The 23535-nt window shown below is 63.7% G+C and carries 25 protein-coding genes; 10 read left to right on the top strand and 15 right to left on the bottom strand.

Features of this window, described 5'->3' with window-relative positions; genetic code table 11:
* Positions 1 to 79 precede the first annotated feature (79 nt).
* The 3 genes from moaB to BLV27_RS09850 form a co-directional block, all read right to left on the bottom strand.
* Positions 80 to 613 (bottom strand): molybdenum cofactor biosynthesis protein B, encoded by a 534-nt coding sequence (moaB, locus tag BLV27_RS09840; RefSeq protein WP_092645433.1) that lies wholly within the window; start codon positions 611 to 613, stop codon positions 80 to 82.
* 10 nt (positions 614 to 623) lie between these two features.
* Positions 624 to 1442 (bottom strand): glutathione-dependent disulfide-bond oxidoreductase, encoded by an 819-nt coding sequence (gene yghU, locus BLV27_RS09845; protein WP_092645435.1) that lies wholly within the window; start codon positions 1440 to 1442, stop codon positions 624 to 626.
* Between the two features lie 109 nt (positions 1443 to 1551).
* Entirely contained in the window at positions 1552 to 2349 is a 798-nt protein-coding gene (locus BLV27_RS09850) for a uracil-DNA glycosylase (RefSeq protein WP_092645437.1), read from the bottom strand.
* Positions 2350 to 2443: 94 nt separating this feature from the next.
* Between BLV27_RS09850 and BLV27_RS09855 the strand changes: the two genes are divergently transcribed.
* The 5 genes from BLV27_RS09855 (at position 2444) to plsY (ending at position 7362) form a co-directional block, all read left to right on the top strand.
* Entirely contained in the window at positions 2444 to 3559 is a 1116-nt protein-coding gene (locus BLV27_RS09855; RefSeq protein WP_139176588.1) for a hypothetical protein, read from the top strand.
* Between the two features lie 289 nt (positions 3560 to 3848).
* Positions 3849 to 4781, top strand: coding sequence for an aspartate carbamoyltransferase catalytic subunit (locus tag BLV27_RS09865; protein WP_092645443.1), 933 nt, complete (start codon positions 3849 to 3851; stop codon positions 4779 to 4781).
* Between the two features lie 62 nt (positions 4782 to 4843).
* Positions 4844 to 5380, top strand: a complete 537-nt coding sequence (locus BLV27_RS09870; RefSeq protein ID WP_092645445.1) for a hypothetical protein — start codon at positions 4844 to 4846, stop codon at positions 5378 to 5380.
* Positions 5381 to 5495: 115 nt separating this feature from the next.
* On the top strand, positions 5496 to 6767 hold the full coding sequence (gene pyrC / locus BLV27_RS09875; RefSeq protein WP_092645448.1) for a dihydroorotase: 1272 nt from the start codon (positions 5496 to 5498) through the stop codon (positions 6765 to 6767).
* A complete protein-coding gene (plsY, locus tag BLV27_RS09880; RefSeq protein WP_092645450.1) occupies positions 6760 to 7362 on the top strand; it encodes a glycerol-3-phosphate 1-O-acyltransferase PlsY in 603 nt (200 codons plus the stop codon). The genes pyrC and plsY overlap by 8 nt, the downstream gene beginning before the upstream one ends.
* Positions 7363 to 7696: 334 nt before the next feature.
* Here plsY and BLV27_RS09885 read toward each other — a convergent pair whose 3' ends face one another.
* The 5 genes from BLV27_RS09885 to BLV27_RS09905 form a co-directional block, all read right to left on the bottom strand.
* Complete coding sequence (locus tag BLV27_RS09885) at positions 7697 to 8488, bottom strand: alpha/beta fold hydrolase (protein WP_092645452.1); 792 nt, start codon at positions 8486 to 8488, stop codon at positions 7697 to 7699.
* Positions 8489 to 8867: 379 nt separating this feature from the next.
* Complete coding sequence (locus tag BLV27_RS09890) at positions 8868 to 10238, bottom strand: glutamate--cysteine ligase (protein WP_092645454.1); 1371 nt, start codon at positions 10236 to 10238, stop codon at positions 8868 to 8870.
* Positions 10239 to 10294: 56 nt separating this feature from the next.
* Positions 10295 to 10807, bottom strand: a complete 513-nt coding sequence (locus BLV27_RS09895; protein ID WP_092645456.1) for a hypothetical protein — start codon at positions 10805 to 10807, stop codon at positions 10295 to 10297.
* Complete coding sequence (locus BLV27_RS09900; RefSeq protein ID WP_092645458.1) at positions 10804 to 11625, bottom strand: GNAT family N-acetyltransferase; 822 nt, start codon at positions 11623 to 11625, stop codon at positions 10804 to 10806. Before BLV27_RS09900 ends, BLV27_RS09895 begins: the two co-directional genes overlap by 4 nt.
* Complete coding sequence (locus BLV27_RS09905; RefSeq protein WP_092645460.1) at positions 11622 to 12359, bottom strand: 16S rRNA (uracil(1498)-N(3))-methyltransferase; 738 nt, start codon at positions 12357 to 12359, stop codon at positions 11622 to 11624. Before BLV27_RS09905 ends, BLV27_RS09900 begins: the two co-directional genes overlap by 4 nt.
* A gap of 14 nt (positions 12360 to 12373) precedes the next feature.
* Here BLV27_RS09905 and ubiA point away from each other — a divergent pair, with 14 nt between their 5' ends.
* From ubiA to BLV27_RS09920, 3 genes are read left to right on the top strand one after another with little or no spacing between them, the layout of a single operon-like run.
* On the top strand, positions 12374 to 13315 hold the full coding sequence (gene ubiA / locus BLV27_RS09910; RefSeq protein WP_092645462.1) for a 4-hydroxybenzoate octaprenyltransferase: 942 nt from the start codon (positions 12374 to 12376) through the stop codon (positions 13313 to 13315).
* Between the two features lie 53 nt (positions 13316 to 13368).
* Positions 13369 to 15312, top strand: coding sequence for an OmpA family protein (locus tag BLV27_RS09915; RefSeq protein ID WP_092645464.1), 1944 nt, complete (start codon positions 13369 to 13371; stop codon positions 15310 to 15312).
* Positions 15309 to 15632 (top strand): hypothetical protein, encoded by a 324-nt coding sequence (locus tag BLV27_RS09920; RefSeq protein ID WP_092645466.1) that lies wholly within the window; start codon positions 15309 to 15311, stop codon positions 15630 to 15632. Before BLV27_RS09915 ends, BLV27_RS09920 begins: the two co-directional genes overlap by 4 nt.
* A gap of 78 nt (positions 15633 to 15710) precedes the next feature.
* Here the strand turns inward: BLV27_RS09920 and BLV27_RS09925 are convergent, their stop codons facing one another.
* Positions 15711 to 16475 carry a DUF1013 domain-containing protein gene (locus BLV27_RS09925; RefSeq protein WP_092645468.1) on the bottom strand — a complete coding sequence of 255 codons (765 nt, stop codon included), beginning with the start codon at positions 16473 to 16475 and terminating at the stop codon, positions 15711 to 15713.
* A gap of 129 nt (positions 16476 to 16604) precedes the next feature.
* Here BLV27_RS09925 and BLV27_RS09930 point away from each other — a divergent pair, with 129 nt between their 5' ends.
* The gene (locus BLV27_RS09930) at positions 16605 to 17237 is read left to right on the top strand and encodes a ribonuclease T2 family protein (protein ID WP_092645470.1); all 633 of its coding nucleotides are present in this window, start codon (positions 16605 to 16607) and stop codon (positions 17235 to 17237) included.
* Here the strand turns inward: BLV27_RS09930 and BLV27_RS09935 are convergent.
* From BLV27_RS09935 to BLV27_RS09945, 3 genes are all read right to left on the bottom strand, one after another.
* Positions 17234 to 18412 (bottom strand): bifunctional diguanylate cyclase/phosphodiesterase, encoded by a 1179-nt coding sequence (locus BLV27_RS09935; protein WP_170831412.1) that lies wholly within the window; start codon positions 18410 to 18412, stop codon positions 17234 to 17236. The genes BLV27_RS09930 and BLV27_RS09935 overlap by 4 nt on opposite strands.
* Before the next feature lie 219 nt (positions 18413 to 18631).
* Entirely contained in the window at positions 18632 to 19228 is a 597-nt protein-coding gene (recR, locus tag BLV27_RS09940) for a recombination mediator RecR (protein ID WP_092645475.1), read from the bottom strand.
* A 1-nt stretch (position 19229) separates the two neighbouring features.
* Positions 19230 to 19574: a YbaB/EbfC family nucleoid-associated protein gene (locus tag BLV27_RS09945; RefSeq protein WP_092645477.1), complete on the bottom strand. Its 345-nt coding sequence runs from the start codon at positions 19572 to 19574 to the stop codon at positions 19230 to 19232.
* A gap of 299 nt (positions 19575 to 19873) precedes the next feature.
* Between BLV27_RS09945 and BLV27_RS09950 the strand changes: the two genes are divergently transcribed.
* The gene (locus tag BLV27_RS09950) at positions 19874 to 20788 is read left to right on the top strand and encodes a homocysteine S-methyltransferase family protein (RefSeq protein WP_092645479.1); all 915 of its coding nucleotides are present in this window, start codon (positions 19874 to 19876) and stop codon (positions 20786 to 20788) included.
* A 203-nt stretch (positions 20789 to 20991) separates the two neighbouring features.
* Here BLV27_RS09950 and dps read toward each other — a convergent pair whose 3' ends face one another.
* The 3 genes from dps to BLV27_RS19710 all read right to left on the bottom strand — a co-directional run bounded on the left by dps (position 20992) and on the right by BLV27_RS19710 (position 23529).
* Positions 20992 to 21471 (bottom strand): DNA starvation/stationary phase protection protein Dps, encoded by a 480-nt coding sequence (dps, locus tag BLV27_RS09955; RefSeq protein WP_092645481.1) that lies wholly within the window; start codon positions 21469 to 21471, stop codon positions 20992 to 20994.
* Between the two features lie 112 nt (positions 21472 to 21583).
* Positions 21584 to 23281: a DNA polymerase III subunit gamma/tau gene (locus tag BLV27_RS09960; RefSeq protein ID WP_092645483.1), complete on the bottom strand. Its 1698-nt coding sequence runs from the start codon at positions 23279 to 23281 to the stop codon at positions 21584 to 21586.
* A 50-nt stretch (positions 23282 to 23331) separates the two neighbouring features.
* Positions 23332 to 23529: a hypothetical protein gene (locus BLV27_RS19710; protein WP_244504617.1), complete on the bottom strand. Its 198-nt coding sequence runs from the start codon at positions 23527 to 23529 to the stop codon at positions 23332 to 23334.
* Positions 23530 to 23535 lie beyond the last annotated feature (6 nt).

Genomic DNA, 23535 nt, shown 5'->3' on the forward strand with positions numbered 1-23535 from the left:
CAGCCGTAAAGATAAGCCTTTCTAGGCCGCTGCCAACTTACACGTTTGTCGCGAAAGGTTCCGTTGCTTGAATAGGAGATCATTTCCGCCGCAGGTGTTCGTCCAGTCGGGGCATGATTTCAACGAAATTGCAGGGTTTGTGCGTGTAATCAAGCTGATGCAGCAAGATCTCGTCCCAGGCATCACGGCAGGCCGAGGGGGAACCGGGCAAGGCGAAAAGATAGGTTCCCATCGCCACGCCCGCGCAGGCGCGCGACTGCACGGCGGAGGTCCCGATCTTTTTCATGCTGACGATGGTAAACATCGTGCCGAAGGCGTCGATTTCCTTTTCGTAGACGTCGCGATGCGCCTCGACCGTGACGTCCCGCCCGGTCAGGCCGGTGCCGCCGGTCGAGACGATGACGTCCACGTCTTGCGCGGTGCACCAGTCGCGCAGCTGCGCCGCGATGGCGGCACGGTCATCGCGAGCGATATCGCGCGCCGCCAAAATGTGACCCGCGCCCTCCAACCTTTCGACCAAGGTATCGCCCGAACGGTCGTCGGCGACCGTGCGGGTGTCGGATACGGTCAGCACCGCGATGCGGCATGGCAGGAAGGCGCGGTCGTTGCTCATGGTCAAAGTCTCACTTGTCGAAATCGGCGCGGGAGTGACGCTCGGGCAGCTTCAGGCTCTCGTCGTCGCCAGCGATGCGGTTCACCATGCGACCGCGACGGACAGCGGGCCGGGCGTCGATCTTTTCGGCCCAGGCGAGGACGTTCTTGTAGCTGGTCACGTCCAGGAATTCCGCCGCGTCGTACTGGCGGCCAAGGACCAGTTGGCCGTACCACGCCCAGATCGCCATATCGGCAATGGAGTAGCTGCCGGCCATCCAGTCGTTGTCGGCCAGATGCCGGTCAAGAACGTCCAGCTGCCGCTTGGTTTCCATGGCGTAGCGATTGATCGGGTATTCGTACTTCTCGGGCGCATAAGCATAGAAATGACCAAATCCTCCGCCGAGGAAGGGCGCGCTGCCCATTTGCCAGAACAGCCAAGACAGCATTTCGGTGCGGCTGTCGCCCAAGAAGGCGTCGTATTTCTCGGCCACGTGCAGCATCATCGCGCCACTCTCGAAGATCCGGACGGGTTTGTCGCCGCTGCGGTCCATCAAGGCTGGAATCTTGGAATTCGGGTTTATTTCGACGAAGCCGGAGCCGAACTGATCGCCGTCACCGATCTTGATGAGCCAAGCGTCGTAGTCGAAATCATGCCCTGCCTCGATCAGCTCCTCGAAGAGAACGGTAACCTTGACACCGTTTGGCGTGCCGAGGGAATAGAGTTGATAGGGATGCTCCCCGACCGGCAGTTCCTTGTCATGCGTCGGCCCGGCGACAGGCCGGTTGGTGCTGGCGAATTGGCCGCCGGACTCCGTGTTCTGCCAGACTTTCGGAGGATTGTATGTCATCGGGGTTTCCTGTTTCTTGAATTGACAGCTCAAGATGGGGCAACCGACGCCCGTGTCCAAGGGGGCGTGGTGCCGAGTGGCCTGTGCGGGACCGCACGACGCCTCGTCTTCAACCATCAAGCCGGGCGGCAAGGTCCAGCAGGTCGGCCCAGGCGTGGCGTTTCGCAGCCGACTGCCGGAGCAGGTAGGCAGGATGCAGCATTGGTAAAACGGGCCGATCTAACCCCGTCGTCCATTGTCCGCGCAGCCTGGTGATCCCGCGCTTGCCCAAGACGGCATTGCACGCCTGGTTGCCCATCAGGACCAGCAGGTCCGGGTCGGCTAGTTCGACGTGACGGCGCAGGAATGGCAGCATCATGGCGACCTCCGCCGGTTCCGGGTCGCGGTTGGAGGGCGGCCGCCAAGGCAAGACATTGGTGATGTAGACCGCGCGCGACGGGTCGGGTGCGTCGCGCGCAAGCCCGATAGCGGCCAGCATCCGGTCCAGCAATTGCCCCGCTTGACCGACGAAGGGCTTGCCCGCGCGATCTTCCTCCCGGCCCGGTGCCTCGCCTATGATCATCACACGCGCCTTGGGGTTGCCGTCGGCGAAGACCAGGGTCCTGGCCCCAAGCCGGATGTCACAATGCGGATAGGCGTCGAGTGCGGTGCGCAAGTCTTCCAGCGTCTGCGCGGCGGCGGCGGCGCGTTCCGCTTCGTCCACGGGGTCGCCTTGCACGGTCGTCAGCGTCGGCGCGGCATCGGGATGGGCGGTCGCCCGCGCCGGCTTGGCGGCTGCCGGCATCCGGTCGGGCAGGGCGTAGCGGTTCAGAGGATGTTCGGCGATGGCTTCGTCACAGCCCATCTCTACCAGCCATTCAAGCGTGGCGGCGGCGGTGAAGGGGTCGATGTCGGCGGCTTCGTGCATGGAGCGAGGGGTAGCGCGGGCAGGGCGCAACGGAAAGGGGCATGTCGCAGACTCGCACGGTATCGATCCCGATTTTGTCGCAATCGTACGGCTAGTGTCCGAGGTGGTTCGTATTTATCGCTATGTCATCGGCACTATTTTTCTGTTCTCCGGTCCGCAGGTCGCGATGGGCGGCGCGGCCCCGCCCTGTGCCACGGCTATGTCGACGCAGATGTGCCTGCTGGACCGCGCGATGGTGCGAGCCGGGTCCCGAAGCAACCCAATCGATATCGCGGGCGTGATGAACCTGATTGCCGGGATCGCGGGGTATTCCGGACGGGTCTCGATGGCCGACTTCCTGCCGTTGTTACGGGGGCGGTTGGAGGAACGCCTGCCCTATGGCGCAATCCGGCTGGACGTCCTGCGGGCGCAGGCGTGCAACCCCTTCCGGTCCTATTCGCCGGGTCCCATTTTTGCAGCCGAGATGATCCGGCAGGTCGAAGACCTGTCGCGCGGCGTGACGGAAGAGGACCGGCGGATCATCGGGAACGATCTTTCGATTGAGGGGACCGTTGCGCAATGCCTCGCTCTGATGGGCGACATGGCGGGTGTCCGCGATTTGATCGCAGCAAATCCGGGCACCACTGCCCGGATCGCGGCCCGTGCGACGCATACCTTCCTCCGCCAGAACGAGGGGGCTCTGGCGCGCGACCTGATTGCGGCCCATGGCGATGGACAGGCGGAAAGCTCGTTTTGGTTCAATCGTCTCCCCGAACCTGATTTCACGATCGAGGCGCTGGCCGAAGCGGGAGAGATCGGCACCGTCTTCGTGGCGATCCAGGCGGTGCGGGATGAAGCGGTTCGACTTTGGCTGCTTCGTTTTGTGATGACCCGGATGGATGAAACTGCGCATAAGGCACAGTTGGTCATGGTGGTCGAGGCGCTGTCGGATGGACCGGACGTGGCCCTGACCCCTGGGATGCGTTTCCTTGTGGCGCGCGTGCCCGTTGCCGCGGGCGACTGGAGCGAGACATTGGCGCGTTTGGAGCCATCGGAAGGCTCGGAAGATAATGGCCCGTTGGTCAATTGGACACTAGTGCACTTAAGCGGTGCGAACGGCGAATACGCGGTCGTGGCGGCTATGATGGAACGGATGGTGCGAGACTATAGCGGATCGATCCTCGGAGAGGCACAGATGATATCTGTCAAACGCCGTGCAAGCGGCCGGTGAGGCCGGATGAATTGATCTGCACCGGCTTCTGAACGGATTGCTGGAACTGGGCGGGCGTCATGTCGAGGGCGGCGACCACGTGCAGGGGCAAATCCTGCTGAAACAGGCCTAGGAAACAGGGGCCCGCCCGTGGCAGGTGGAATCGCTTCCGGAGGCGCTCGCACTCGCGTTGGCCGAGAAAGGAGATAGTCGCCGGGTTGTTTACCTGGTCGAGTGGTTCGCTTCCGGCCGCGCATCGCGGTCCACGCGCCCCATTGATCGTGCTCGCCCGCTCCGGCACAAGACCCCCATGTTCACACAGCGCCACCTTCTGGGCATCGAGCCCCTGCACCCGGTCGAGATTGCGGCTCTTTTGGACCGAGCCGATCACTATGCCGAGGCCACGCGCCGGGGCGAGAAGCATGGTGATGCGCTGGAGGGCCTGACGCAGATCAACATGTTCTTCGAGAATTCCACGCGCACGCAGGCCAGCTTCGAGATTGCGGGCAAGCGGCTGGGCGCGGACGTGATGAACATGGCGATGCAGGCGTCGAGCCTGAAAAAGGGCGAGACGCTGATCGACACGGCTCTGACGCTGAACGCGATGCGGCCCGATCTTCTCGTGGTGCGCCATCCGCATTCGGGTGCGGTGAATCTGCTGGCGGAAAAAGTGAATTGCGCCGTGTTGAACGCGGGCGACGGCAGGCATGAACACCCGACGCAGGCCTTGCTGGATGCGCTGACGATCCGGCGTGCCAAGGGGCGGCTGCATCGCCTGACCGTGGCGATCTGCGGTGACATCGCCCACAGCCGCGTCGCGCGATCCAACCTGATCCTGCTGGGAAAGATGGAAAACCGCGTGCGCCTGATCGGCCCGCCGACGCTGATGCCATCGGGTATCGGCGAGTTCGGGGTCGAGGTCACCGACGACATGGAAGAGGGGTTGAAGGGCGCGGACGTGGTGATGATGCTGCGCCTTCAGAAAGAGCGCATGGACGGCGGTTTCATCCCGTCGGAGCGCGAATACTACCATCGGTTCGGCCTGGATGCCGCCAAGCTGGCAAATGCCAAGCCGGACGCCATCGTCATGCATCCGGGACCGATGAACCGAGGCGTGGAAATTGACGGAACGCTCGCCGATGACATCAATCGTTCCGTCATCCAAGAGCAGGTAGAGATGGGTGTCGCCGTGCGCATGGCCGCGATGGACCTGCTGGCGCAGAACCTGGCCAAGGCGGGCTGAGGTCTGTAATCCGCGCTGTCTCGACCTAAATATCTAGGAGGAAGGCCTTCGGAGGAGTTGAGATGACATTTGCCCTGACGCCCAAAGATCCGCGCATTCATGTATTTTCGGTCAGCGACGGACCTGTGAAGCTGGCGCATCAGACCTACCTGTCGCGCCTGAGCAGCGAGACAGAGGGAACGCCGCTCGCCGAGGCATTGGGCGCGGACATCGACGCGACCTACGCCGAGGTCTTCGCGGTGCGCGACGTGGAGCCGATGGGCCTGCGCGCCTACCTGGCGCAGGCGCACGACATTCCGGAAGACGCCTTGGCAGCCGATGCGACCCGGCTTGACGGGCTGTCGGGCGATGTCCTGGTGCTGGCCCCTCGGGCGCTGGACGGGGTAGAGGCGCTGTCTCCCCGACCCGAATTGACCCATATCGGCAGCTATGCACCCGCCGAGGCGGACAATGCCCCGCGCGATCTGCCGCGCGCCGTCAAGGAGCCCAGCGTGGTCGCCCCGGAGGTCAGCGAAGCCCCCGGCCCGTCCAAACGCATGATAACGGTGATCGTCGTCGTCGCGCTTTTGCTTGCGGCAGTTCTCTTTGCCCTGCTCTGAGCAGGTGCTGCCCCTGTCGCGGGTGCGCGTCAGCACGGGTGTCGCCATGTTGGTCTGTCGGCCCTACACGCATCGCTGATGGACAGGCTGCCGCACCTTGGGTAACTCCGGAGATATGACAGCCACCCTTCTGACCAACGCCCGCCTGATCGATCCCGTCTCGGGCCATGAAACCCTTGGCGATTTGCGTATCGAGGCAGGCCGGATCACGGATACCGGCCCGGCGGAGCGGATCATTGACTGTAAAGGCAAATGCCTGGCCCCGGGGATCGTCGATGTCGGCGTCAAGGTTGGCGAACCGGGCGAGCGCCACAAGGAAAGCTTCCTGACGGCAGGCGAAGCGGCGGCGCGCGGCGGCATTACCACGATGGTCTGCCGCCCCGACACGATCCCGGTGATCGACAGCCCTGAAATGCTGGAACATGCGCGGTCCCGCGCGTTCCGTTCGCCCGTTCGGGTGCACCACATGGCGGCGCTTACGCGAGAACGTGGCGGGCGCGAGATGGTGGAGATCGGTTTCCTGCGCGATGCCGGGGCCGTGGCGTTCACGGACGGGACGCATGTCATTTCCGACACCAGGGTGCTGTCACGCTGCCTGACCTACGCGCGGTCGCTCGGCGCGCTGGTCGTCGGGCATCCGCAGGATCCGGGCCTGTCGGCGGGGGCCTGCATCACGAGCGGCAAGTTCGCGTCCCTGCGCGGTCTGCCCGGCGTTTCGCCATTGGCCGAGCGGATGGGTGTGGAGCGGGACCTCGCGCTGGTCGAGGCGACGGGCGTGGCGTACCATCTGGATCAGATCACGACTGCCGCCGCCCTGCCGGCGTTGGTCCGTGCCAAGGCGGCGGGGGTGGACGTGACGGCAGGCACGTCGATCCATCATCTGACGCTTAATGTGCTCGACGTGGCCGACTATCGGACCTTCTTCAAGGTGATCCCTCCATTGCGGGAGGAGGACGACCGCCTGGCGATTGCCGAGGCGCTGGCCGACGGGACAATCGACATCCTCAGCTCCATGCACACGCCGCAGGACGAGGAATCCAAGCGCCTGCCGTTCGAGCAGGCGGCCCCCGGTGCCGTAGGGCTGGAGACGCTGCTGCCCGCCGCGATGCGGCTTGTGACGGCGGGGCATATCGATCTGCCGCACCTGTGGCGCGCGATGTCGCTGAACCCTGCGCGCAGGCTGGGGCTGGAAGGGGGGACGCTGGCCCCCGGCGCGCCGGCCGATCTGGTTCTTTTCGACCCGGAGGCCCCCTTCGTGCTCGACCGCTGGACGCTGGCGTCGAAATCCAAGAACACTCCCTTTGACGGGTCCCGGATGGAGGGGCGCGTTCTGACTACATGGGTTGGTGGCACCGTGGTTTACGACCGGGAGGCGGCACATGCCTGATCTGGCAACGGCCCCCCTGACCCTGCTTCTGGTGGCGGCGCTGGCCTATTTGCTGGGCTCGATCCCGTTCGGCATCGTGATGGCGCGATTGTTCGGCCTGGGCGACCTGCGCAAAGTCGGATCGGGCAACATCGGCGCGACGAATGTCTTGCGTACCGGCAACAAGCCCGCGGCGTTTCTGACTTTACTGGGCGACGCGGGCAAAGGCGGGGCCGCGGTCCTGCTGGCGCGCGCCTTGGTGGGCGAGGACGCGGCGCAGCTGGCGGGCCTGATGGCCTTCCTCGGGCACTGTTTTCCGGTCTTTCTGCGTTTTCACGGGGGCAAGGGCGTCGCGACCTTCTTGGGCACGCTGCTGGCCCTGTCGTTCCCCTTGGGCCTTGCCGCTTGCCTGATGTGGGCCGCGACGGCGGCGGTGGCGCGCATTTCGTCGCTTGCAGCACTGGTCGCGGCTATCAGTGCGCCGGTCTGGGCGCTTTGGCTGCAACCATCGGGCACCGTTTTCTGCATTGGTCTCGCCGCGTTGATCTTTTATCGGCACAAGGCGAACATCCGGCGTATCCGTGAAGGGACAGAGCCGAAGATCGGCCAGAAGTGACCAAGGTGATGTTTGCCCTGACCTGATCGCGGCTGTCCGTTTGCGCCCGGCGTTCGTAGCTTGCGATCAGCACCGCATCGGGGTTTTCGAAGCGGATGATGCTTGGCACTTTCGGTGAAGCCAATAGCACCTGCCCCAAGCAGAACCGTGGCACCGTCCGCAGTTGCGCCGCGTGGAGCCGGCCACGGTTGAAACCCTGCGACATGCCGGTCGGGAAGGGGCCGGGTTCGGTGCCAATGTGCCAGTGGTTGATCGCACGGGGCCCCTTCGGACCGGGTTGGCACCTGCGGCGAGCCGTGCCCCGAAAGGCAGCCTGAAGCCCCGGACGGATGCGTCAGACTAGCCCGTTGGCCACGATTGGATTGAGTTTTTCAGGCTTCGTTATCATGGCCATATGTCCACCATTGCCGACCTGTTCAAAGTTCCAGCTTGAGAAATGCTCTCTCATCAACTGAACGATCTGATGAATTGATCGAACGGTATCTGTGGATGACACGACTGTCGTGTCCTTGGGCAAACCGGCTTCCCAATCCTGCAAACTCGTTCTCTCGTTCATCACGGCATCCCACTCATGGAAGTTGGGTTTCAGCGCCAGCGCGAACTTGCTCCTGCGGTCTTGAGGCATTGAATCCCAGCTTCCGGACCCTCTCCAGTAATTCGCGAACGTCTCGGCGGCAGTTTCCCACGTTCCCGCCCTTCCATTTGTCTTGATTGCATCCTGTAGTCTGGCGGCTTCTTGGAAGGCTTCGGTGCGTCCATGCTTTTCCAGAAGGTAGAATGGGTTCGGTTCCACAAGAACCAAGCGGCGCACCTGATCCTTGAAGATCAAGGCCGCTTTCATAGCGACGCTGCCACCGAAAGAATGTCCGACGATTGATATCTTGCTGCCATCGGAAGGCAGAAAGGCTTTCATCAGCTTCGCCTGGTCTTCGAGAGTTTGCGATCGGTCTTCGACCCAAGCCCGAGTTTTTCCGTAGCCGAAAAGATTGACCGCGACGACATGAAAGTCGCTTGACAGACTCTCCATCAAACTTCGCCATTGCTTGGCCCCGGCGACACTGGAGTGGATGAGAACAACCGTTTCCCCTTGGCCGGATTCCATGAAATCAGGGAGTTCAATCGACATGAGGCGACCTCCAGGATCAAGACGCGAGTTCGTATATCACCAAGCCACGGTTGAGGACATGAGGCGGTTGTGTGGGGACGTCTTGAGGCGCAGTAAAACCCCGTACCGTTTCCACTTTGTGGAACCGACTGTCTGCGTGGCGGCTGGAGCGATTGTGGAAAATCGCGTCCACCTTTACCTCGCTCGGTGGATAGTAGCCGGTCAAGGATCCGGCGCGCCAAGCGGGTACCGTCCGCGACCATGGTCGCCTGCGCGGGGCACCGGGTAAGTCCGCACTCACTGTCGTGGGCCAGCCAGGAACGCACCTGCGGTGGTCGCGGCGGCGGGCACAGAAGCGGAGCCGTGGTGACGACCCCATTCTGGATCTTGGTGAAACCCGTCAGTAGCTGCGCTCGGCGTAGATGCGGGTCAGGTCACCGTTCCAGGCCCCATGGTAGTCGTCCAGCATCTCGTCTGCAGGCGTCTTGCCCGTTTCCACCGTTTCACGGAGAGCGTTGAGGAAATGCGTTTCGTCCGGGATCAGACCACCGCCGCCGGGGCGTGCGCGGGCCTTGAGGCCGGCATGGCTTATATCCACCAGTTCGCGCGCCAGATCCTGCATCTTGATGCCGCTCACTTCGGCTTGCAGGCCTTGTTCGGAGGCGGCGACACGCAAGGCAAGCCGCGTTTCCTGATTCCACCCCTTGGCGATGTCCCAGGCGGCGTCCAGCGACGACTGGTCATACATCAACCCGACCCAGAACGCGGGCAAGGCGCACAGGCGCCGCCAGGGGCCACCGTCCGCGCCACGCATTTCCATGTAGTTCTTGATGCGGGCCTCGGGGAAGAGCGTGGTCAGATGGTCGGCCCAGTCGGACAACAGGGGCTTTTCACCCGGCAGAGCAGGCAGCTCGCCGCGCAAGAAGTCGCGGAAAGACTGGCCCAGGGCATCGATGTATTTGCCGTCGCGGTAGACGAAATACATCGGTGTATCGAGTGCATACTCGACCCAACGCTCGAACCCGAAGCCATCTTCGAAGACGAATTCGGGAATCCCCGTACGAGACGCATCCAGATCGCGCCAGACGCGGCTGCGCCAGGATTTGTGGCCGTTGGGCTTGCCCTCGAAGAAGGGTGAGTTGGCGAACAGCGCGGTGCCCACCGATTGCAGCGCCATGGCGACGCGAAGCTTCTGCACCATGTCCGCCTCGGAGGCGAAGTCGATATTGACCTGCACGGTGCATGTCCGGCGCATCATGACTTTTCCCATGGTGCCGACCTTGTCCATGTATGCATCCATCAGCTTGTAGCGGCCCTTGGGCATCAGCGGCATCTGATCGTGTGTCCAGATCGGCGCAGCCCCAAGGCCGATGAACCCCACGCCTATATCGTCGGCGACGGATTTCACCTCGCGCAGGTGGTCGTTCACTTCGTCGCAGGTCTGGTGGATGGTCTCCAGCGGCGCGCCCGAAAGCTCCAGCTGGCCGCCCGGTTCCAGGCTGATGTTGGCCCCGTCCTTCTCAAGTCCGATCAGGTGTCCGCCCTCGACCACCGGGGTCCAGGCAAAGCGGTCGCGCAGACCCGACAGAACGGCGTTGATCGATCGCTCACCATCGTAGGGCAGGGGCAAGAGGCTGTCTTTGCAGAAGCCGAACTTCTCGTGCTCGGTCCCGATGCGCCATTTGTCCCTGGGCTTGCAGCCTGATGACATGAATTCAGCAAGTTGCGCGTGATCGGTGATGGTACCGCCGCCGGACTGGGGAATGGACATGCGCGCTCCTTCGGGGCCTTGGATGTTGAAGGGTCACGACTGAGCGTGGCGCGCAGTCAAGTCAAGGCACGCAGCGGGTGCCGTCGCCATATGGTGATCGTATGCGGTGTGCGTTTCTGCACGGCGCGAACCATTGCGCCCGTGTCCAGACCGGGCAGCGGGGCCAGCGCATCCAACAGCTTGTCGGCCCCGGCGGCCCCTTCGGGAATCATCAGGGGCTGGTCCTGCGTGTGCGCCAGTCGCCAGAAGGCATCGCCCTGCGCGGGGCGGTGAAACGTGATCTCCGTCAGTTCATCCAGCGCGACAACCCCACCCACGACGGGCCCCATGTAGGTGATCCGCCCCTCTACAACCTGCACCACGCCGGGCGAGTGACCATCGCTGCGAAAGCGCGCGGCGCGAAGACCCGACAGGATCAGAACGCTGCCGACCGCCAGGGCGACGGCCCCGAACAGGGCCAGCAGCCCGGTGAAGGCCAGCCAGAGCCAGAGGCCGATCAGGACGGCGGCCCCGCCAATCAGCGCCTCTCGCCAGCGGGTAAGGAGCGTGGCAACCTCTGGGCGGATCATGGCCTGACCTTTCCGTCGAAGAAGACCCAGGTGAAGTGTCCGATCTGTTGAAAGCCAAGGGCAAGGTAGGCGGCGACCGCTGCCTTTGAGGCGGCGAACATCGTCGCGGATTTAACGCCATCGGCGTGTGCCTGCGCCAGGTGCAATCCGACGGCCCGCCGCGCCACCCCCCGGCCACGGGCGTCGGGCGGCGTATAGACGCCCCCCACCTGCACGATGTCGGGCAAGGCGGCGTTGAACCCGGTCAGAGCGACAGGCGCGTCGTCGATCAGCAGCAGGCGATGGCTGTCGGCGGCGATCCAGCCGTCGACCTCGGCGGTGACCGCGTCAAGTGATGCCGTGCCGTGACCGACTTCTTCCAGGTAGGCCTGCCGCCAGGCTTGGGCGCGGTCCCGGTCGGCGGAGACGGGGACCAAGTGGCCAGGACCATCCGGGCAGGTCAGGTCGGCCAGGTCCATCAGGAAGTGCGGCTCATCCGTGTTCAGGGTTGTCGGCGCATCGTTCAGGTCAAGCGCGTCGATCAGTGGGCGAACCATGTCGGTGGGACCCGCGAAGCCGATCAGGGGTTTGTCGCCCAGGATCGTAGCCGCATGAGGGATTGCTGCGGGGTCGGGCAGGACCGGGAGGGCCATGCCGCCATTGGTAACGGCCAGCACATTGGAGGGATCCGGGGCATCGGCCCAAAGGCGCAGCGCGTGGGGATGATCGCCCCCCAGTCCGTGTTCATCGAGGTTCGCCAACGGGAACATCGCACGTTCGGCGCAGGTGTTCAGCAGGGCCGTTACGACCGGCAGGTGTGTTTCGTTCAATCGGATCACGACCAGTCCCCTTGCGCCTGTTGCCAAAGTGTCAGGGCCGCCGCAGCCGCGGTATCGGCGCGCAGAATCCGGGGGCCGAGGCTGACGGGGTGGGCGTTCGGGTGTGCCCGAAGCACCCCCCGCTCCTCGGGGGAAAACCCGCCTTCCGGTCCAATCAAGATCGCGGCGGGGGCCGGCGGGAAGGGGCTGGTATGGCCGCCTTGGGCCCAGTCGGGGTCTTCGGACAATGTCTCGTCACAGAAAATTAGTGCGCGGTCCGCAGGCCAGTCCGCCAGCATCTTGCGAAGGGGCAGGATATCGTCGACCGGGGGGACGAAGGTGCCGCCGCATTGCTCGGCGGCCTCCAGCGCATGGGCCTGCAATCGGTCCTGACGGATGCGTTCGGAATTGGTGTATTGTGTCGTGACAGGGCAGATGCGGGCCGCGCCAAGCTCGGTCGCCTTTTCCACGATGAAATCGGTGCGTGCCTTCTTGATCGGGGCAAAGCACAGCCAGATGTCGGGTGGGTTGCGTTGGGGCGCGGTCTGTTTGCCGATCTCCAGCGTGCCTCCCCGCTTGGAGGCCGAAGCGATGGTCGCGCGAAACGCGCCGCTCGCGCCATCGAACACCGTCAGCGTATCGCCGGGCGCAAGCCGCATTACGCCGGACAGATAATGGCCCTGATCCTTTGACAGCTCGACGCATTGCCCCGCCCCGAGGGGTCCGGTTATGTGCAATCTGACCTTGCTGCCCATGGAGAGCCTTTCCGATGACTGAAACTCCCGATCAAGGACAGGTGGCCGACGCCGTCAAGGGCAATTGGGTCGACACACTGGCCCCGGCGATCGCACGACCCTATCTGCGACTGTCGCGGGCGGACCGGCCGAATGGTACCTGGCTGCTGCTTCTGCCGTGCTGGTGGGGGCTGGCACTGGCCGTTGCGGCGACCGGGTTCCGGGCGTTCGACATCTGGATCGCGGTTTCCGTCGCGCTGGGTGCATTCCTGATGCGCGGTGCCGGATGCACCTGGAATGACATTACGGACCGGGAGTTCGACGGTGCCGTCGCGCGCACCCGGTCGCGGCCCATTCCGTCCGGGCAGGTCACGGTCAGGGGCGCGCTGATCTGGATGGCGGTGCAGACGGGCATCGCCGCGCTGATCCTGTTCACCTTCAACTGGACGACCATCGGCCTGGGCCTTTTGGCGCTGATCCCGGTGGCGATCTATCCCTTCGCCAAGCGGTTCACGTGGTGGCCGCAGGTCTTTCTAGGGGTCGCGTTCAACTGGGGGGCGCTTCTGATCTGGACGGCGCACACCGGGGCGTTGGGCTGGCCAGCGGTGCTTCTATACATGGGGGGCATCGCCTGGACGCTTTTCTACGATACGATCTATGCCTATCAGGATATCGAGGACGACGCACTGATCGGCGTGAAATCCACCGCGCGGCGCTTCGGCGACCGTCCCATGCCGTGGATGCGTGGCTTCGGCGCGGCGGTCGTTATCCTGATGTCGATGGCCGTCCTAATGGCCCTGCCGGTCCTGCCCGCAACAGTGGCATTGGTCGGCATCTGGGCAATGGGCTGGCATTTGGCGTGGCAACTCACGCAGCTGGACGTACGGGATGCCGATCTTTGCCTTCGACTTTTTCAATCCAACCGGACGGCCGGGCTGATCCCCCTGCCGTTTTTCGCCGTCGCCGCGCTCGTCTGATTGCCCCTGCCGAAACAGGCGGGTAGTCAGATGTGGGGAGCTACAGGACACGCATGTCACGCAAACGCATTCTCACGACGGCCGCTGCCTTTGCGGTGGCCGGGGCGGCATCCATCGGGGGGGCCTGGGTCGCGGCAAACTATGTCGAGGCGACCTCGAAGGTTGCGGTGACACAGGAACTTGATGCTGGCGGCCTCGGATGGGCGTCGGTGGTCACTGACGGGTTGCAGCTGGTTCTGACGGGCATCGCCCCGGACGAGCCCGCCCGCTTCCGCGCCATCACGCGTGCGGGTGCCATCGTTGATCCGCGCCGCATCATCGACGCGATGGAAGTGCAGCCGAGCCGCCCGGCAACGGTGCCGCGCTTCTCGCTCGAGATCCTGCGCAACGACGCCGATGTGTCCGTCATCGGACTGGTGCCGAGTGGCGAGGGCCGCGATGTGTTGAACGATCTGCTCGACAGGCTTTCGACCGGCGACGCGCCGATGGACGTGACAAACATGGTCGAAGCTGCGGACCACGCCGTTCCAGACACCTGGGAAGCCACGGTGCGCTTTGCTATCTCGATCCTGGACGAGCTGCCGCGCTCCAAGGTCTCGGTCGAGGCGGGGCGTATCGTCGTGACGGCCGTTGCCGACAGCGATGATGAACGCATCGCGCTCGAACGGGAGCTTAACCGCTCCAAGCCCCGAACGGTGACGCTCGTCCTCGACATCGCGTCGCCCCGCCCGGTTATCACGCCCTTCACCCTTCGCTTCGTCATAGTCGAGGGGGGGCGTTCCCGGTTCGAAGCTTGCGCTGTCGACAGTGAGGTGGCGCGCACCCGCGTTCTTGCCGCCGCGGCCGAAGCCGGGTTCAGCGGAAACGCAAACTGCGTGATCGGTTTGGGCGTTCCCTCGGCCAGTTGGTCGACCGCGGCCTCCGAAGGGATCGGCGCGCTGGCGCAGCTGGGCGGCGGGGCGCTGACCCTGTCAGACGCCGATGTCTCCTTGATCGCGTTGGAAGGAACGGACGCGTCGCTGTTCGACACGGTCGTGTCAGAGTTGGATGCGGCCCTGCCGGAGCTTTTCCTTCTCTCCGCTGTCTTGCCTGAACCGACACAGGTCGACGGCACCGGCACATCGGACAGCGGCCCGCCCGAATTCGTCGCCACCCTGTCGCCCGAGGGGCAGGTGCAATTGCGCGGACGCTTGTACGACGATGCACAGAAGGCCGCTGTCTTCAGCGTCGGGCGCGCCCTGTTCGGGGTGAACAACACTTATGCCGCGACCCGTTCCGACGAGACATTGCCACAGGGTTGGCCGGTGCGCGTGCTGGCCGGTCTGGAGGCTTTGTCGCGGTTGGAGGAGGGCGTCGTGGTCGTGCAGCCGGACCTTGTCGTGCTGCGCGGCGTGACCGGTGACCGGCAGGCGGAGGCGACGATCTCGGGTCTGCTGTCGGCAAAGCTGGGCGCGGAAGCCGATTTTCGGATCGAGGTTATATACGACGAGGAGTTGGACCCGGTCCTGAATATTCCCACGCCCGAAGAGTGCGAGACCCGGCTGAATGGCATCCTGGTAGAGCAGAAGCTGACATTTGCCCCCGGTGAATCCGTGATCGAGGAGGCGGGCGATGGCCAGTTGGCGCGTCTGACCGACATGCTCAAGGAGTGCCGCCGCGCGGTCTTCGAGATTGGCGGTCATACCGATAGCCAGGGGCGCGAGGAGTCGAACCTGGCCTTGTCCGTGGGGCGCGCCGAGGCGGTGCGCGCCGCGCTCATCAGTCGAGGTGTCCCACCCAGCCAGTTGGTGTCCAAAGGCTATGGCGAGGCGGAACCCATCTCGGACAACGAAACCGAGGAGGGGCGGGAAGACAACCGTCGCATCACGTTCACACTGCTGGGTCGCAGCGATCGGGAAGAGGCGTCGGCAGAGCCCGCAATTGCGGCCGCGTCGGAAACCGGCGAAAGTGACGCGCAGCAAGTCACTGGCCCGGCCACCGAGGGGACCGACGAATGAATCGCACCGAATTTGTCATCGCAATCGCGGTGATCCTGTTTGCCGCCTTCGTGCTGGGCTGGTTCGCATCCTGGCTGGTCTACCGGTTCAGCCGCGTGACCGTTTCGGACGTCGCCGAACTGGAAGAGATGGCCAAGTCCCTGCACGACGCGGAAGAACAGCGCGACGAGGCAATCACGTATTACCAGTATCGCGAGAATGAACTGTCAACGCAGCTGACCCAGAGCCAGGCAGAACTGACCGCCGCGATGGACGGCCTGCGCGAGGCACGGCAGGAGGCCGGCGAATTGCGCAAGTACATAGAGAAGATGAACGCCTGACGCGCAGACGGTCTGCCGACCGCACATACAAAGGGCCGCCCTTTCGAGGCGGCCCGTTCTTCTTGAAATACCGTAATCTCAGCGGTTGGCGTCTTCGTCGTCATCCGCATCGTCGGGGATGTTGAAGAAGCTGTCGGCGTCGCGCACATCGCGCTTGTCCTCGACCTCCTCGTCCTGATCGTTACCCGACAGGCTGAACGTCTCAAGGCCCGAGATGTTCGACGGAATCCGCTGATCGTCGGGGTCCATGCCCAGCGACTGTTCGGTCGATACCAGCTTGCGGCGCTCATCATCGGTCATCGCGGCGGCACCGGAGCTGGCCTGCTTGGCGGCGGCCTTCTGCACGGCGGCGTCCAGCTCGGTCTGTTTGCACAGGCCCAGGGCGACCGGATCGATCGGCTGAATGTTCTGGATGTTCCAGTGCGTCCGCTCGCGGATGGCCTGGATCGTCGGCTTCGTCGTGCCGATCAGCTTGGACACCTGCGCGTCCGTCAGCTCGGGGTGAAACTTGACCAGCCACAGGATCGACGCGGGACGATCCTGGCGCTTGGACAGGGGGGTATAGCGCGGGCCTCGGCGCTTTTCCTCGCCTTGGGCGGCGGCATTGAACTTCAGCTTCAGCTTATGCATCGGGTTCTTTTCAGCAGCCTCGATTTCCTCGGCGGTCAGCTGATTGTTGGCGACCGGGTCAAAGCCCTTCACGCCCACGGCCACGTCGCCGTCGGCGATGCCCTGAACCTCAAGCTCGTGGAGGTCACAGAAGTCGCCGACCTGCTTGAAGGTCAGTGTTGTATTGTCGACCAGCCAGACGGCTGTGGCCTTGGCCATGATGGGTTTGTTCATCGTTTGCCTCCTTCAAGACATGACTTCCTCGTCGCCCGGATCAGGGCTGCGGCGCGGGCCGCTTGTTCTCGCTATCGGGGAACTTGGGGCGTTATATAGGCTGGGCCGAGGTAATACGAAAGACCTTTGATGAAACGCTTGATTGCCGCGCTGATGATGTTCGCCACGCCGGGATTCGCGGATGGTGAGGCTGCGGGGGACTTCGACTACTACGTCCTTGCGCTGTCATGGACGCCGACGTGGTGCGCGCTGGAAGGTGACCGGCGTGGATCACCGCAATGCGATCGGAACACGGGCTATGGTTTCACCCTGCATGGTCTTTGGCCGCAATACGACGATGGCTGGCCAAGTTTCTGCCGTACGTCGGAGCGCCCCGCCACCCGCGGGCAAACCGGCGAAATGGTGGATATCATGGGGTCATCCGGCCTCGCGTTTCATCAATGGCGCAAGCATGGCGTGTGTACCGGTCTGGATGCAGAGGAATACTTCGCCCTGTCGCGGTTGGCCTACGAGGGTGTTTCCCGCCCGCAAGTCATCCGCGACCTGGGACGGGAGGTGACCCTGCCCGCCGCCGTGATAGAAGAGGCGTTCCTGGAGGCCAATCCCGACCTCTCCGGGGATGGCGTGACGGTCACCTGCCGGGCCGACCGGGTTCAGGAGGTCCGGATCTGCCTGAGCCGCGACCTGCAACCGCGCGATTGCGGTCAGGACGTGATCCGGGACTGCACGCTGGGCCGGGCATTGCTTTCCCCGATCCGCTAGCGCGTCAGTCGATTCGCCCAATCCATCGCCGGGCCGGGGCGGCCGAGGTGATATCCCTGCCCATATTGGACCCCGATATCCATCAGCGTCTGAACCTGCTCCTCGGTCTCGATCCCTTCGGTGATAAGGTTGATGTCCATTTCCCTGGAGAGCGAAACCAAAGCGTGAAGGATCGCCTCTTCCCGTCCGGTGGTGCCAATGCCGCTGACGAAAGCGCGATCGATCTTGAGGATGTCGACCGGATACCGCCGCAGCCTTTCGAGATTCGACAGGCCCGACCCGAAGTCGTCCAGAGCGATCCGCACGCCGCGCGCGCGCATCCGTTCGATCATGTCGGCCGCTCGCTCCGGCGCGACGATGATCGCGGTTTCCACGATTTCCACGATCAGGTTCTCGGGGGGCAGAGCGTCCAAAACCTTATTCAGCCAACAACATGCGGGGCTGCCTTGGCCGTCCAGGACCGCACCGGTGATGTTGAACGTCGCGTAGATTGGCGACGGACCTTCCACGAACGGCCGGGCGGCGGCGATCGCCAGCTCGGGAAGCACATCGACGCCCGCCTCCGGCAAGCGGTTCAACGTGTCCAGAAAACCGGCAGGCCCCTCGATTGTTCCATCCGGACGGTTCCAGCGCAGCAGGCTTTCAACCCCGACGGTTTGGCGATCTGCGAGCCGTACGATCGGCTGCACATGGTATTCAAGGGCCCGCGTCCTGACAGCTTCGGCGAGCACTGCGCGTGACGGGACGACCGACGGTGTCGGCTGCTTGAGAACGGTCTGCGTCTGGTTGCCGCCGGCGCGCTTGGCGTTCGTCAATGCTACATCCGCACGCAGGATGGCGCGCGCCCGGCTTTCATTGGCCGACACGGCCACCACGCCGACGGTCAACATGCGCGTCACGGATCCGGTCGTGCCTTGCACCTGGACGCAGGCCGCGATCTGGCGAAGCCGTTCCGCTTCGACGGCGGCGTCTTCGAGACAGGTACCGCGCGAGCGGACCAGAAACCGACCACTTTCCAATCGCTCCAATGTGGCCGATGGTTGAAGAGAGCGTTGCAGCACATCCGCGACCGCATTCAGCAACCGGTCGCCGGTGTCGAAATCGTGCTGCCGGTTCACGCCGGCCAAGTCGTCAAGATCGAACAGGGCAAGCGTGGACCCCGTCGAGTCTGGCACCGGCTTCGTCGCGAGGGATCGGCTGGGTGTCGATGTCGGGGCCGCAGGCCCCCGTGAGCCACGCCATACCCAACCGATCCCCATTCCGAGGATCAAAGCGAAGGGAAAAGATATCAAGGCTATGGTTTCCATAAACTACCGAGCCAGCGGATTTTGGGCCGTAAACGGGCCCGGTTCACAATCTGGTTAACGCTAACATGGGTTAGGTGCCACGACTTTCTAGAATGCCTTACGTGCGGACAACGCGGCGCGCAGTGTCCCATCGTCCAGATAGTCGAGTTCGCCCCCGATCGGGACACCCTGGGCAAGTCCAGAGATTGAGACGCCGGTAGTGGCCAGTTCCTGCGCGACGTAATGGGCCGTCGTCTGACCCTCGACCGTGGCGTTCAGGGCGAGGATAACTTCCGTGATGGCCTCTGCTGCAATGCGGTCGCGCAGCTTGGGGATATGCAGGTCCTCGGGGCCGATGTCGTCCAGCGGCGACAGTGTTCCGCCCAGCACGTGATAGCGGCCGTCAAAAACCTGTGCGCGCTCCATAGCCCAGAGATCGGCGACGTCCTCGACGACGCAGATCAGGCCGGTTGCACGCTTCTCGCTCTCGCAAATGGCACAGATATCGTCGGTCGACAGGTTCCCGCAGTTCAGGCACGCCCGAACAGATCGCCCGACCTGATCCAGCATTTGCGCCAGCGGCAGAAGCTGCGTATCGCGTTTCTTGATCAGATGCAGAACGGCACGTCGCGCAGACCTGGGGCCAAGGCCCGGCAGGCGGGACATCAGCTCGATCAGGGTCTCAATGTCGCGGGTGGAGCTCAAATCAGAACGGCAATTTCATGCCCGGCGGAAGACCCATGCTTTCGGCGATCTTGCCCATCTCTTCCTGGGATTTTTCACTTGCGCGGGCCTGTGCGTCCTTGATGGCGGCAAGGATCAGGTCTTCAGCCATTTCCTTCTCGGAAGGGACGAAGATAGACGGGTCGATGTCCAGGCCGACCAACTCGCCCTTGGCAGTGCAGGTCGCCTTGACCAGACCCGCGCCGGACTCGCCCGTGACAGTGATCGCGGACAGGTTGTCCTGCATCTCGCCCATCTTGGACTGCATTTCCTGCGCTTTCTTCATCATTCCGGCCATGTCGCCCAGGCCACCGAGTCCCTTGAACATCTGTCATCCCTTTCTTTGATCCGCTCACTCCGAGGTAGTGCTCAACGCCCCGCGCCGCAACCGCGTGTCGCAGAGGTTGGACAGGTCGCCCCCACTGCAAGAGCCGTCGTCCGGCGGCGTCTCTCTTCGCAGGGTGGCCATTGCGATCTCCTTACATGGGTCGGTTTTCGCCCGAACCACTGCCGGTCATCAGACTGAAAGGTCTCAAATTGCGCATATTTCGCGCTCGGTGGAATGCCCCGCTGCGGGACAGACCGTGTTGTGGTAGGGTCTGAAAGATTCGGTGGAAGGAGCAGGGGATGACTAACAGCAATCTGCTTTCGAATGATCGCGTCTGGATTTCTTGGACCGGGATGGAGACCGATCTTATTTTCAACAAGGGTTACGATCTGCCGAATTTCGCTGCGTTCCCGATGATCGACAGCGCAGAAGGGCGGGACATGCTCGCGCGCTACTACGAAGATCTCATTGCGATTGGCCGCGAAACCGGAACCGGGATCATTCTTGATACACCCACATGGATGGCCAACCCCGACCGTGCAAAAGGGGTCGGCTATGAGGCTGCGGATTTGCCGCGGGTCACGCATGCCGGGGTCGCCTTGGCGCGCAGTGTGTCCGATTCAAACCCTGATGTCGCGACAAGGGTAAGCGTACAGATTGGTCCACGGGGCGACGGTTACGAACCCGGTCTCTCGGCGGCGGAAGCATCGGCAAATTACCACGCACCACAGATTGACGCAGCGAGGGAGGCGGGCGCGGATATGGTCAGCGCCTACACACTGGGTGCGACCGGCGAAGCAATCGGCATCTCGACTGCCGCGAAGCGAGCAGGGATTCCCGCGCTCATCTCGTTTACGGTGGAAACCGATGGAAAGCTTGCCGACGGCACATCGCTGGCATCAGCGGTCGCCAATTTGGCAGAAGCCGCCGAGCCTGCAGCGATCATGGTCAATTGCGCGCACCCCGATCACATCGCCCACGCTTTCGATGGCGGGGAATGGGAGGCCATGCTGACCGGCGTCATTGCGAATGCGTCCCGTCAAAGTCACGCCGAACTGGACGACTGCGAGGTTCTGGACGACGGAGATCCGGACGAACTGGGGCGACAGTTGGCAGACATGAGGCGCGCCCGCCCCGGTCTGCGTATCTTGGGAGGCTGTTGCGGGACCGACTTGCGTCATCTACGCGCTGCTGCCGAAAGCGTCACGGGATGAGGTTGCCCGTGTGCCCTACGTAGTCAGCGCCGTCGCTGCCCCGTTGACCTGGTGCGTGCATACGTGGCGACGTTTTGCGGTTACCAGCAAGGACGGCCGGCCTGTTGCAAGCGGTCCGCAAGGGTCGCTCTCGCGTCGAAGCAACACGCATCGTAAGCGTTGACTTACTAATCGGGGCACCCCTCTTTCTCGAACAATACGTGTCAGGCGGCGGCGTTGGATCCGATGAACCATGTGTCCTTCTCGACCGTGCGGCTGACTTCGGTCAGCAGGTCGGCGGTATCTTCGTCACCTGCCGCGTCGGCGGCTTCCATGCCTTCGCGGATCATCTTGCCGAACGTCTTGAAACGCGAGACCAACTCGGACACGTGATCATCCAGCGCCGTCAATTCGACCGGATAGGCGTCGAGCGTCGTCTTATCGGCCACGACCTGCGTCGTGCCTTTGGCAAAGCCGCCCATCAGGGCAACACGCTCGGCCATCATGTCGGTGCTCTCTCCAAGACGGGCCGAAACCTCGTCCAGCATTTCGTGCACGCCAATGAAGCCTTGGCCGCGCAGGTTCCAATGCGCCTGTTTGACGGCGAGGCGCAGATCAATGCCGACGGCAAGGCGTTCGTTGAGAACCTCGCACATCTGTTCCTGGGTCTGTTGATCGATTCCTGTGACAAAACTCTCGGGCATATAGGCTCTCCGGTTGTGTGATGCTTTGACTCAACAACAACTCGGACCGGGTTTCGGTTTCATCTTGCGCCAGAGAATCTTCGGTCACGGTACCCTCCGCACGCGACGCAGGTCAGTCTTCGTCGAACGGATCCCATTCATCCTCGACCTCGGCCAGGCTTTCCTCGGCGGCCTCCTGCTCCAGCACTTCGCGGGTGCGGATCTCGACCAGTTCGGCCCCCGGAAACGCCTGCAGGATCGCCTGCGTCATGGGGTGCGCCATCGCGTCTGTCTCGGCCTGCCGCAGGGCGTGGTCGCGCACTTCCGCGACCGTGGGCTGACCGTCGGAGGCGATCGAGACGACCCAACGCACGCCCGTCCAGCCCTGCAATCGCCCGGCCAGCCGCCCCGCCAGATCGTCAGCCGCGCCGGGGGCGGGCTCGAATTCGATTCGTCCGGGGGCATAGCTGACCAGCCGGATGCCCGTCTCCACCTCTACCAGCAGCTTCACGTCGCGGTTGGCGCGGATCAACTCGACCACTTGCGGAAAAGTCTGAAACCGGGAGAGGGCCTGTTCGGTAACCTGCGCTAGAGCAGGCGCGGCGGAGCCTCGGGCGACCGGACCGCCGCCGCCCGAGGGCGCAGGACGCGGTGCCGGTGCGCTGCCTTGCGGCAACGGGTTATCGCGCAGCTTGCGCACCAGATCGTCCGGGCTGGGCAGGTCGGCGACATGAGTCAGGCGGATCACGGCCATCTCGGCGGCCATCATGGAATTGGGTGCGTTTCCGACTTCTTCCAATGCCTTTAACAACATCTGCCACATCCGCGTCAGGCTGCGCATCTGCAACCCTTGGGCAAAAGCCTGGCCGCGCGCGCGCTCGTCCGGGGACACGGTCGGGTCCTCGGCGGCATCAGGGGTGATCTGGATGACGCTGACCCAATGGGTCAGTTCCGCAAGGTCGCGCAGCACGGCCATCGGGTCGGCCCCGTCCGAATATTGCGCGCCGAGCTCCTCCAGCGCGGCCGCGGCCTCGCCCTTCATGATCATGTCGAACAGGTCCATCACGCGGCCCCGGTCAGCAAGGCCGAGCATCGCGCGGACCTGGTCGGCGGTCGTCTCGCCCGCGCCGTGGGAAATCGCCTGGTCCAGCAACGACATGGCATCGCGCACCGACCCTTCGGCCGCCCGCGCGATCAGGGCCAGGGCGTCATCGGCGATCTGGGCGTCTTCCTTTGCGGCGACGCCGCGCAGATGTTCGATCATCACCTCCGGCTCGATCCGCCGCAGGTCGAAGCGCTGGCAACGCGACAGGACCGTCACCGGCACCTTCCGGATTTCGGTCGTAGCGAAGATAAACTTCACATGGGCGGGCGGCTCCTCCAGCGTCTTGAGCAGCGCATTGAACGCCGCGTTCGACAGCATGTGAACCTCGTCGATGATATAGATCTTGTAGCGCGCCGATGCCGCCCGGTAGTGCACCGAGTCGATGACTTCGCGCATGTCACCCACGCCGGTGTTCGACGCTGCGTCCATCTCCAGTACGTCGACGTGCCGCCCCTCGGCGATCGCGCGGCAGGGTTCACACACGCCGCATGGTTCGGTCGTGGGGTTCCCGGACCCGTCGGGGCCGACGCAGTTCAGACCCTTGGCCACGATGCGTGCCGTGGTCGTCTTGCCCGTACCCCGGATACCCGTCAGCACGAAGGCCTGCGCGATGCGGTCGGCGGCAAAGGCGTTCTTGAGGGTGCGCACCATCGCATCTTGACCAATCAAGTCGGCGAACGTCGCAGGCCGGTATTTCCGCGCGAGAACCTGGTATTCCGTCGTCATTTGCCACCCTCCGGTCGAAGGACCAACCTAGGCCCAACGTCGGGCGGTTGCTAGAGTGTCCAGAGCACGATCCCGACCGTGGCGGCCCCGATCGAAAATACGGCTGCCATCATGGTAAAGTTCGTGTCGGACTGCACTTCGGCCTCGTGCGACTCGAGCCGGTTCTGCGCAGGGCAGGCATTCTTGCGCGCCGCCCAGAAAATCAGGAGTGCTGCGACGATGAACAGGGTCGATATGGATTTGGGCACCCAGGT

The organism is Jannaschia faecimaris, from assembly GCF_900107415.1.
In the GTDB taxonomy this organism is placed as follows: Bacteria; Pseudomonadota; Alphaproteobacteria; order Rhodobacterales; family Rhodobacteraceae; genus Jannaschia; species Jannaschia faecimaris.

Coding starts and splice junctions, on each gene's coding strand:
- moaB (WP_092645433.1), bottom strand. CDS start 613: ATGAGCAACGACCGCGCCTTCCTGCCATGCCGCATCGCGGTGCTGACC.
- yghU (WP_092645435.1), bottom strand. CDS start 1,442: ATGACATACAATCCTCCGAAAGTCTGGCAGAACACGGAGTCCGGCGGC.
- BLV27_RS09850 (WP_092645437.1), bottom strand. CDS start 2,349: ATGCACGAAGCCGCCGACATCGACCCCTTCACCGCCGCCGCCACGCTT.
- BLV27_RS09865 (WP_092645443.1), top strand. CDS start 3,849: ATGTTCACACAGCGCCACCTTCTGGGCATCGAGCCCCTGCACCCGGTC.
- BLV27_RS09870 (WP_092645445.1), top strand. CDS start 4,844: ATGACATTTGCCCTGACGCCCAAAGATCCGCGCATTCATGTATTTTCG.
- pyrC (WP_092645448.1), top strand. CDS start 5,496: ATGACAGCCACCCTTCTGACCAACGCCCGCCTGATCGATCCCGTCTCG.
- plsY (WP_092645450.1), top strand. CDS start 6,760: ATGCCTGATCTGGCAACGGCCCCCCTGACCCTGCTTCTGGTGGCGGCG.
- BLV27_RS09885 (WP_092645452.1), bottom strand. CDS start 8,488: ATGTCGATTGAACTCCCTGATTTCATGGAATCCGGCCAAGGGGAAACG.
- BLV27_RS09890 (WP_092645454.1), bottom strand. CDS start 10,238: ATGTCCATTCCCCAGTCCGGCGGCGGTACCATCACCGATCACGCGCAA.
- BLV27_RS09895 (WP_092645456.1), bottom strand. CDS start 10,807: ATGATCCGCCCAGAGGTTGCCACGCTCCTTACCCGCTGGCGAGAGGCG.
- BLV27_RS09905 (WP_092645460.1), bottom strand. CDS start 12,359: ATGGGCAGCAAGGTCAGATTGCACATAACCGGACCCCTCGGGGCGGGG.
- ubiA (WP_092645462.1), top strand. CDS start 12,374: ATGACTGAAACTCCCGATCAAGGACAGGTGGCCGACGCCGTCAAGGGC.
- BLV27_RS09915 (WP_092645464.1), top strand. CDS start 13,369: ATGTCACGCAAACGCATTCTCACGACGGCCGCTGCCTTTGCGGTGGCC.
- BLV27_RS09920 (WP_092645466.1), top strand. CDS start 15,309: ATGAATCGCACCGAATTTGTCATCGCAATCGCGGTGATCCTGTTTGCC.
- BLV27_RS09925 (WP_092645468.1), bottom strand. CDS start 16,475: ATGAACAAACCCATCATGGCCAAGGCCACAGCCGTCTGGCTGGTCGAC.
- BLV27_RS09930 (WP_092645470.1), top strand. CDS start 16,605: ATGAAACGCTTGATTGCCGCGCTGATGATGTTCGCCACGCCGGGATTC.
- BLV27_RS09945 (WP_092645477.1), bottom strand. CDS start 19,574: ATGTTCAAGGGACTCGGTGGCCTGGGCGACATGGCCGGAATGATGAAG.
- BLV27_RS09950 (WP_092645479.1), top strand. CDS start 19,874: ATGACTAACAGCAATCTGCTTTCGAATGATCGCGTCTGGATTTCTTGG.
- dps (WP_092645481.1), bottom strand. CDS start 21,471: ATGCCCGAGAGTTTTGTCACAGGAATCGATCAACAGACCCAGGAACAG.
- BLV27_RS09960 (WP_092645483.1), bottom strand. CDS start 23,281: ATGACGACGGAATACCAGGTTCTCGCGCGGAAATACCGGCCTGCGACG.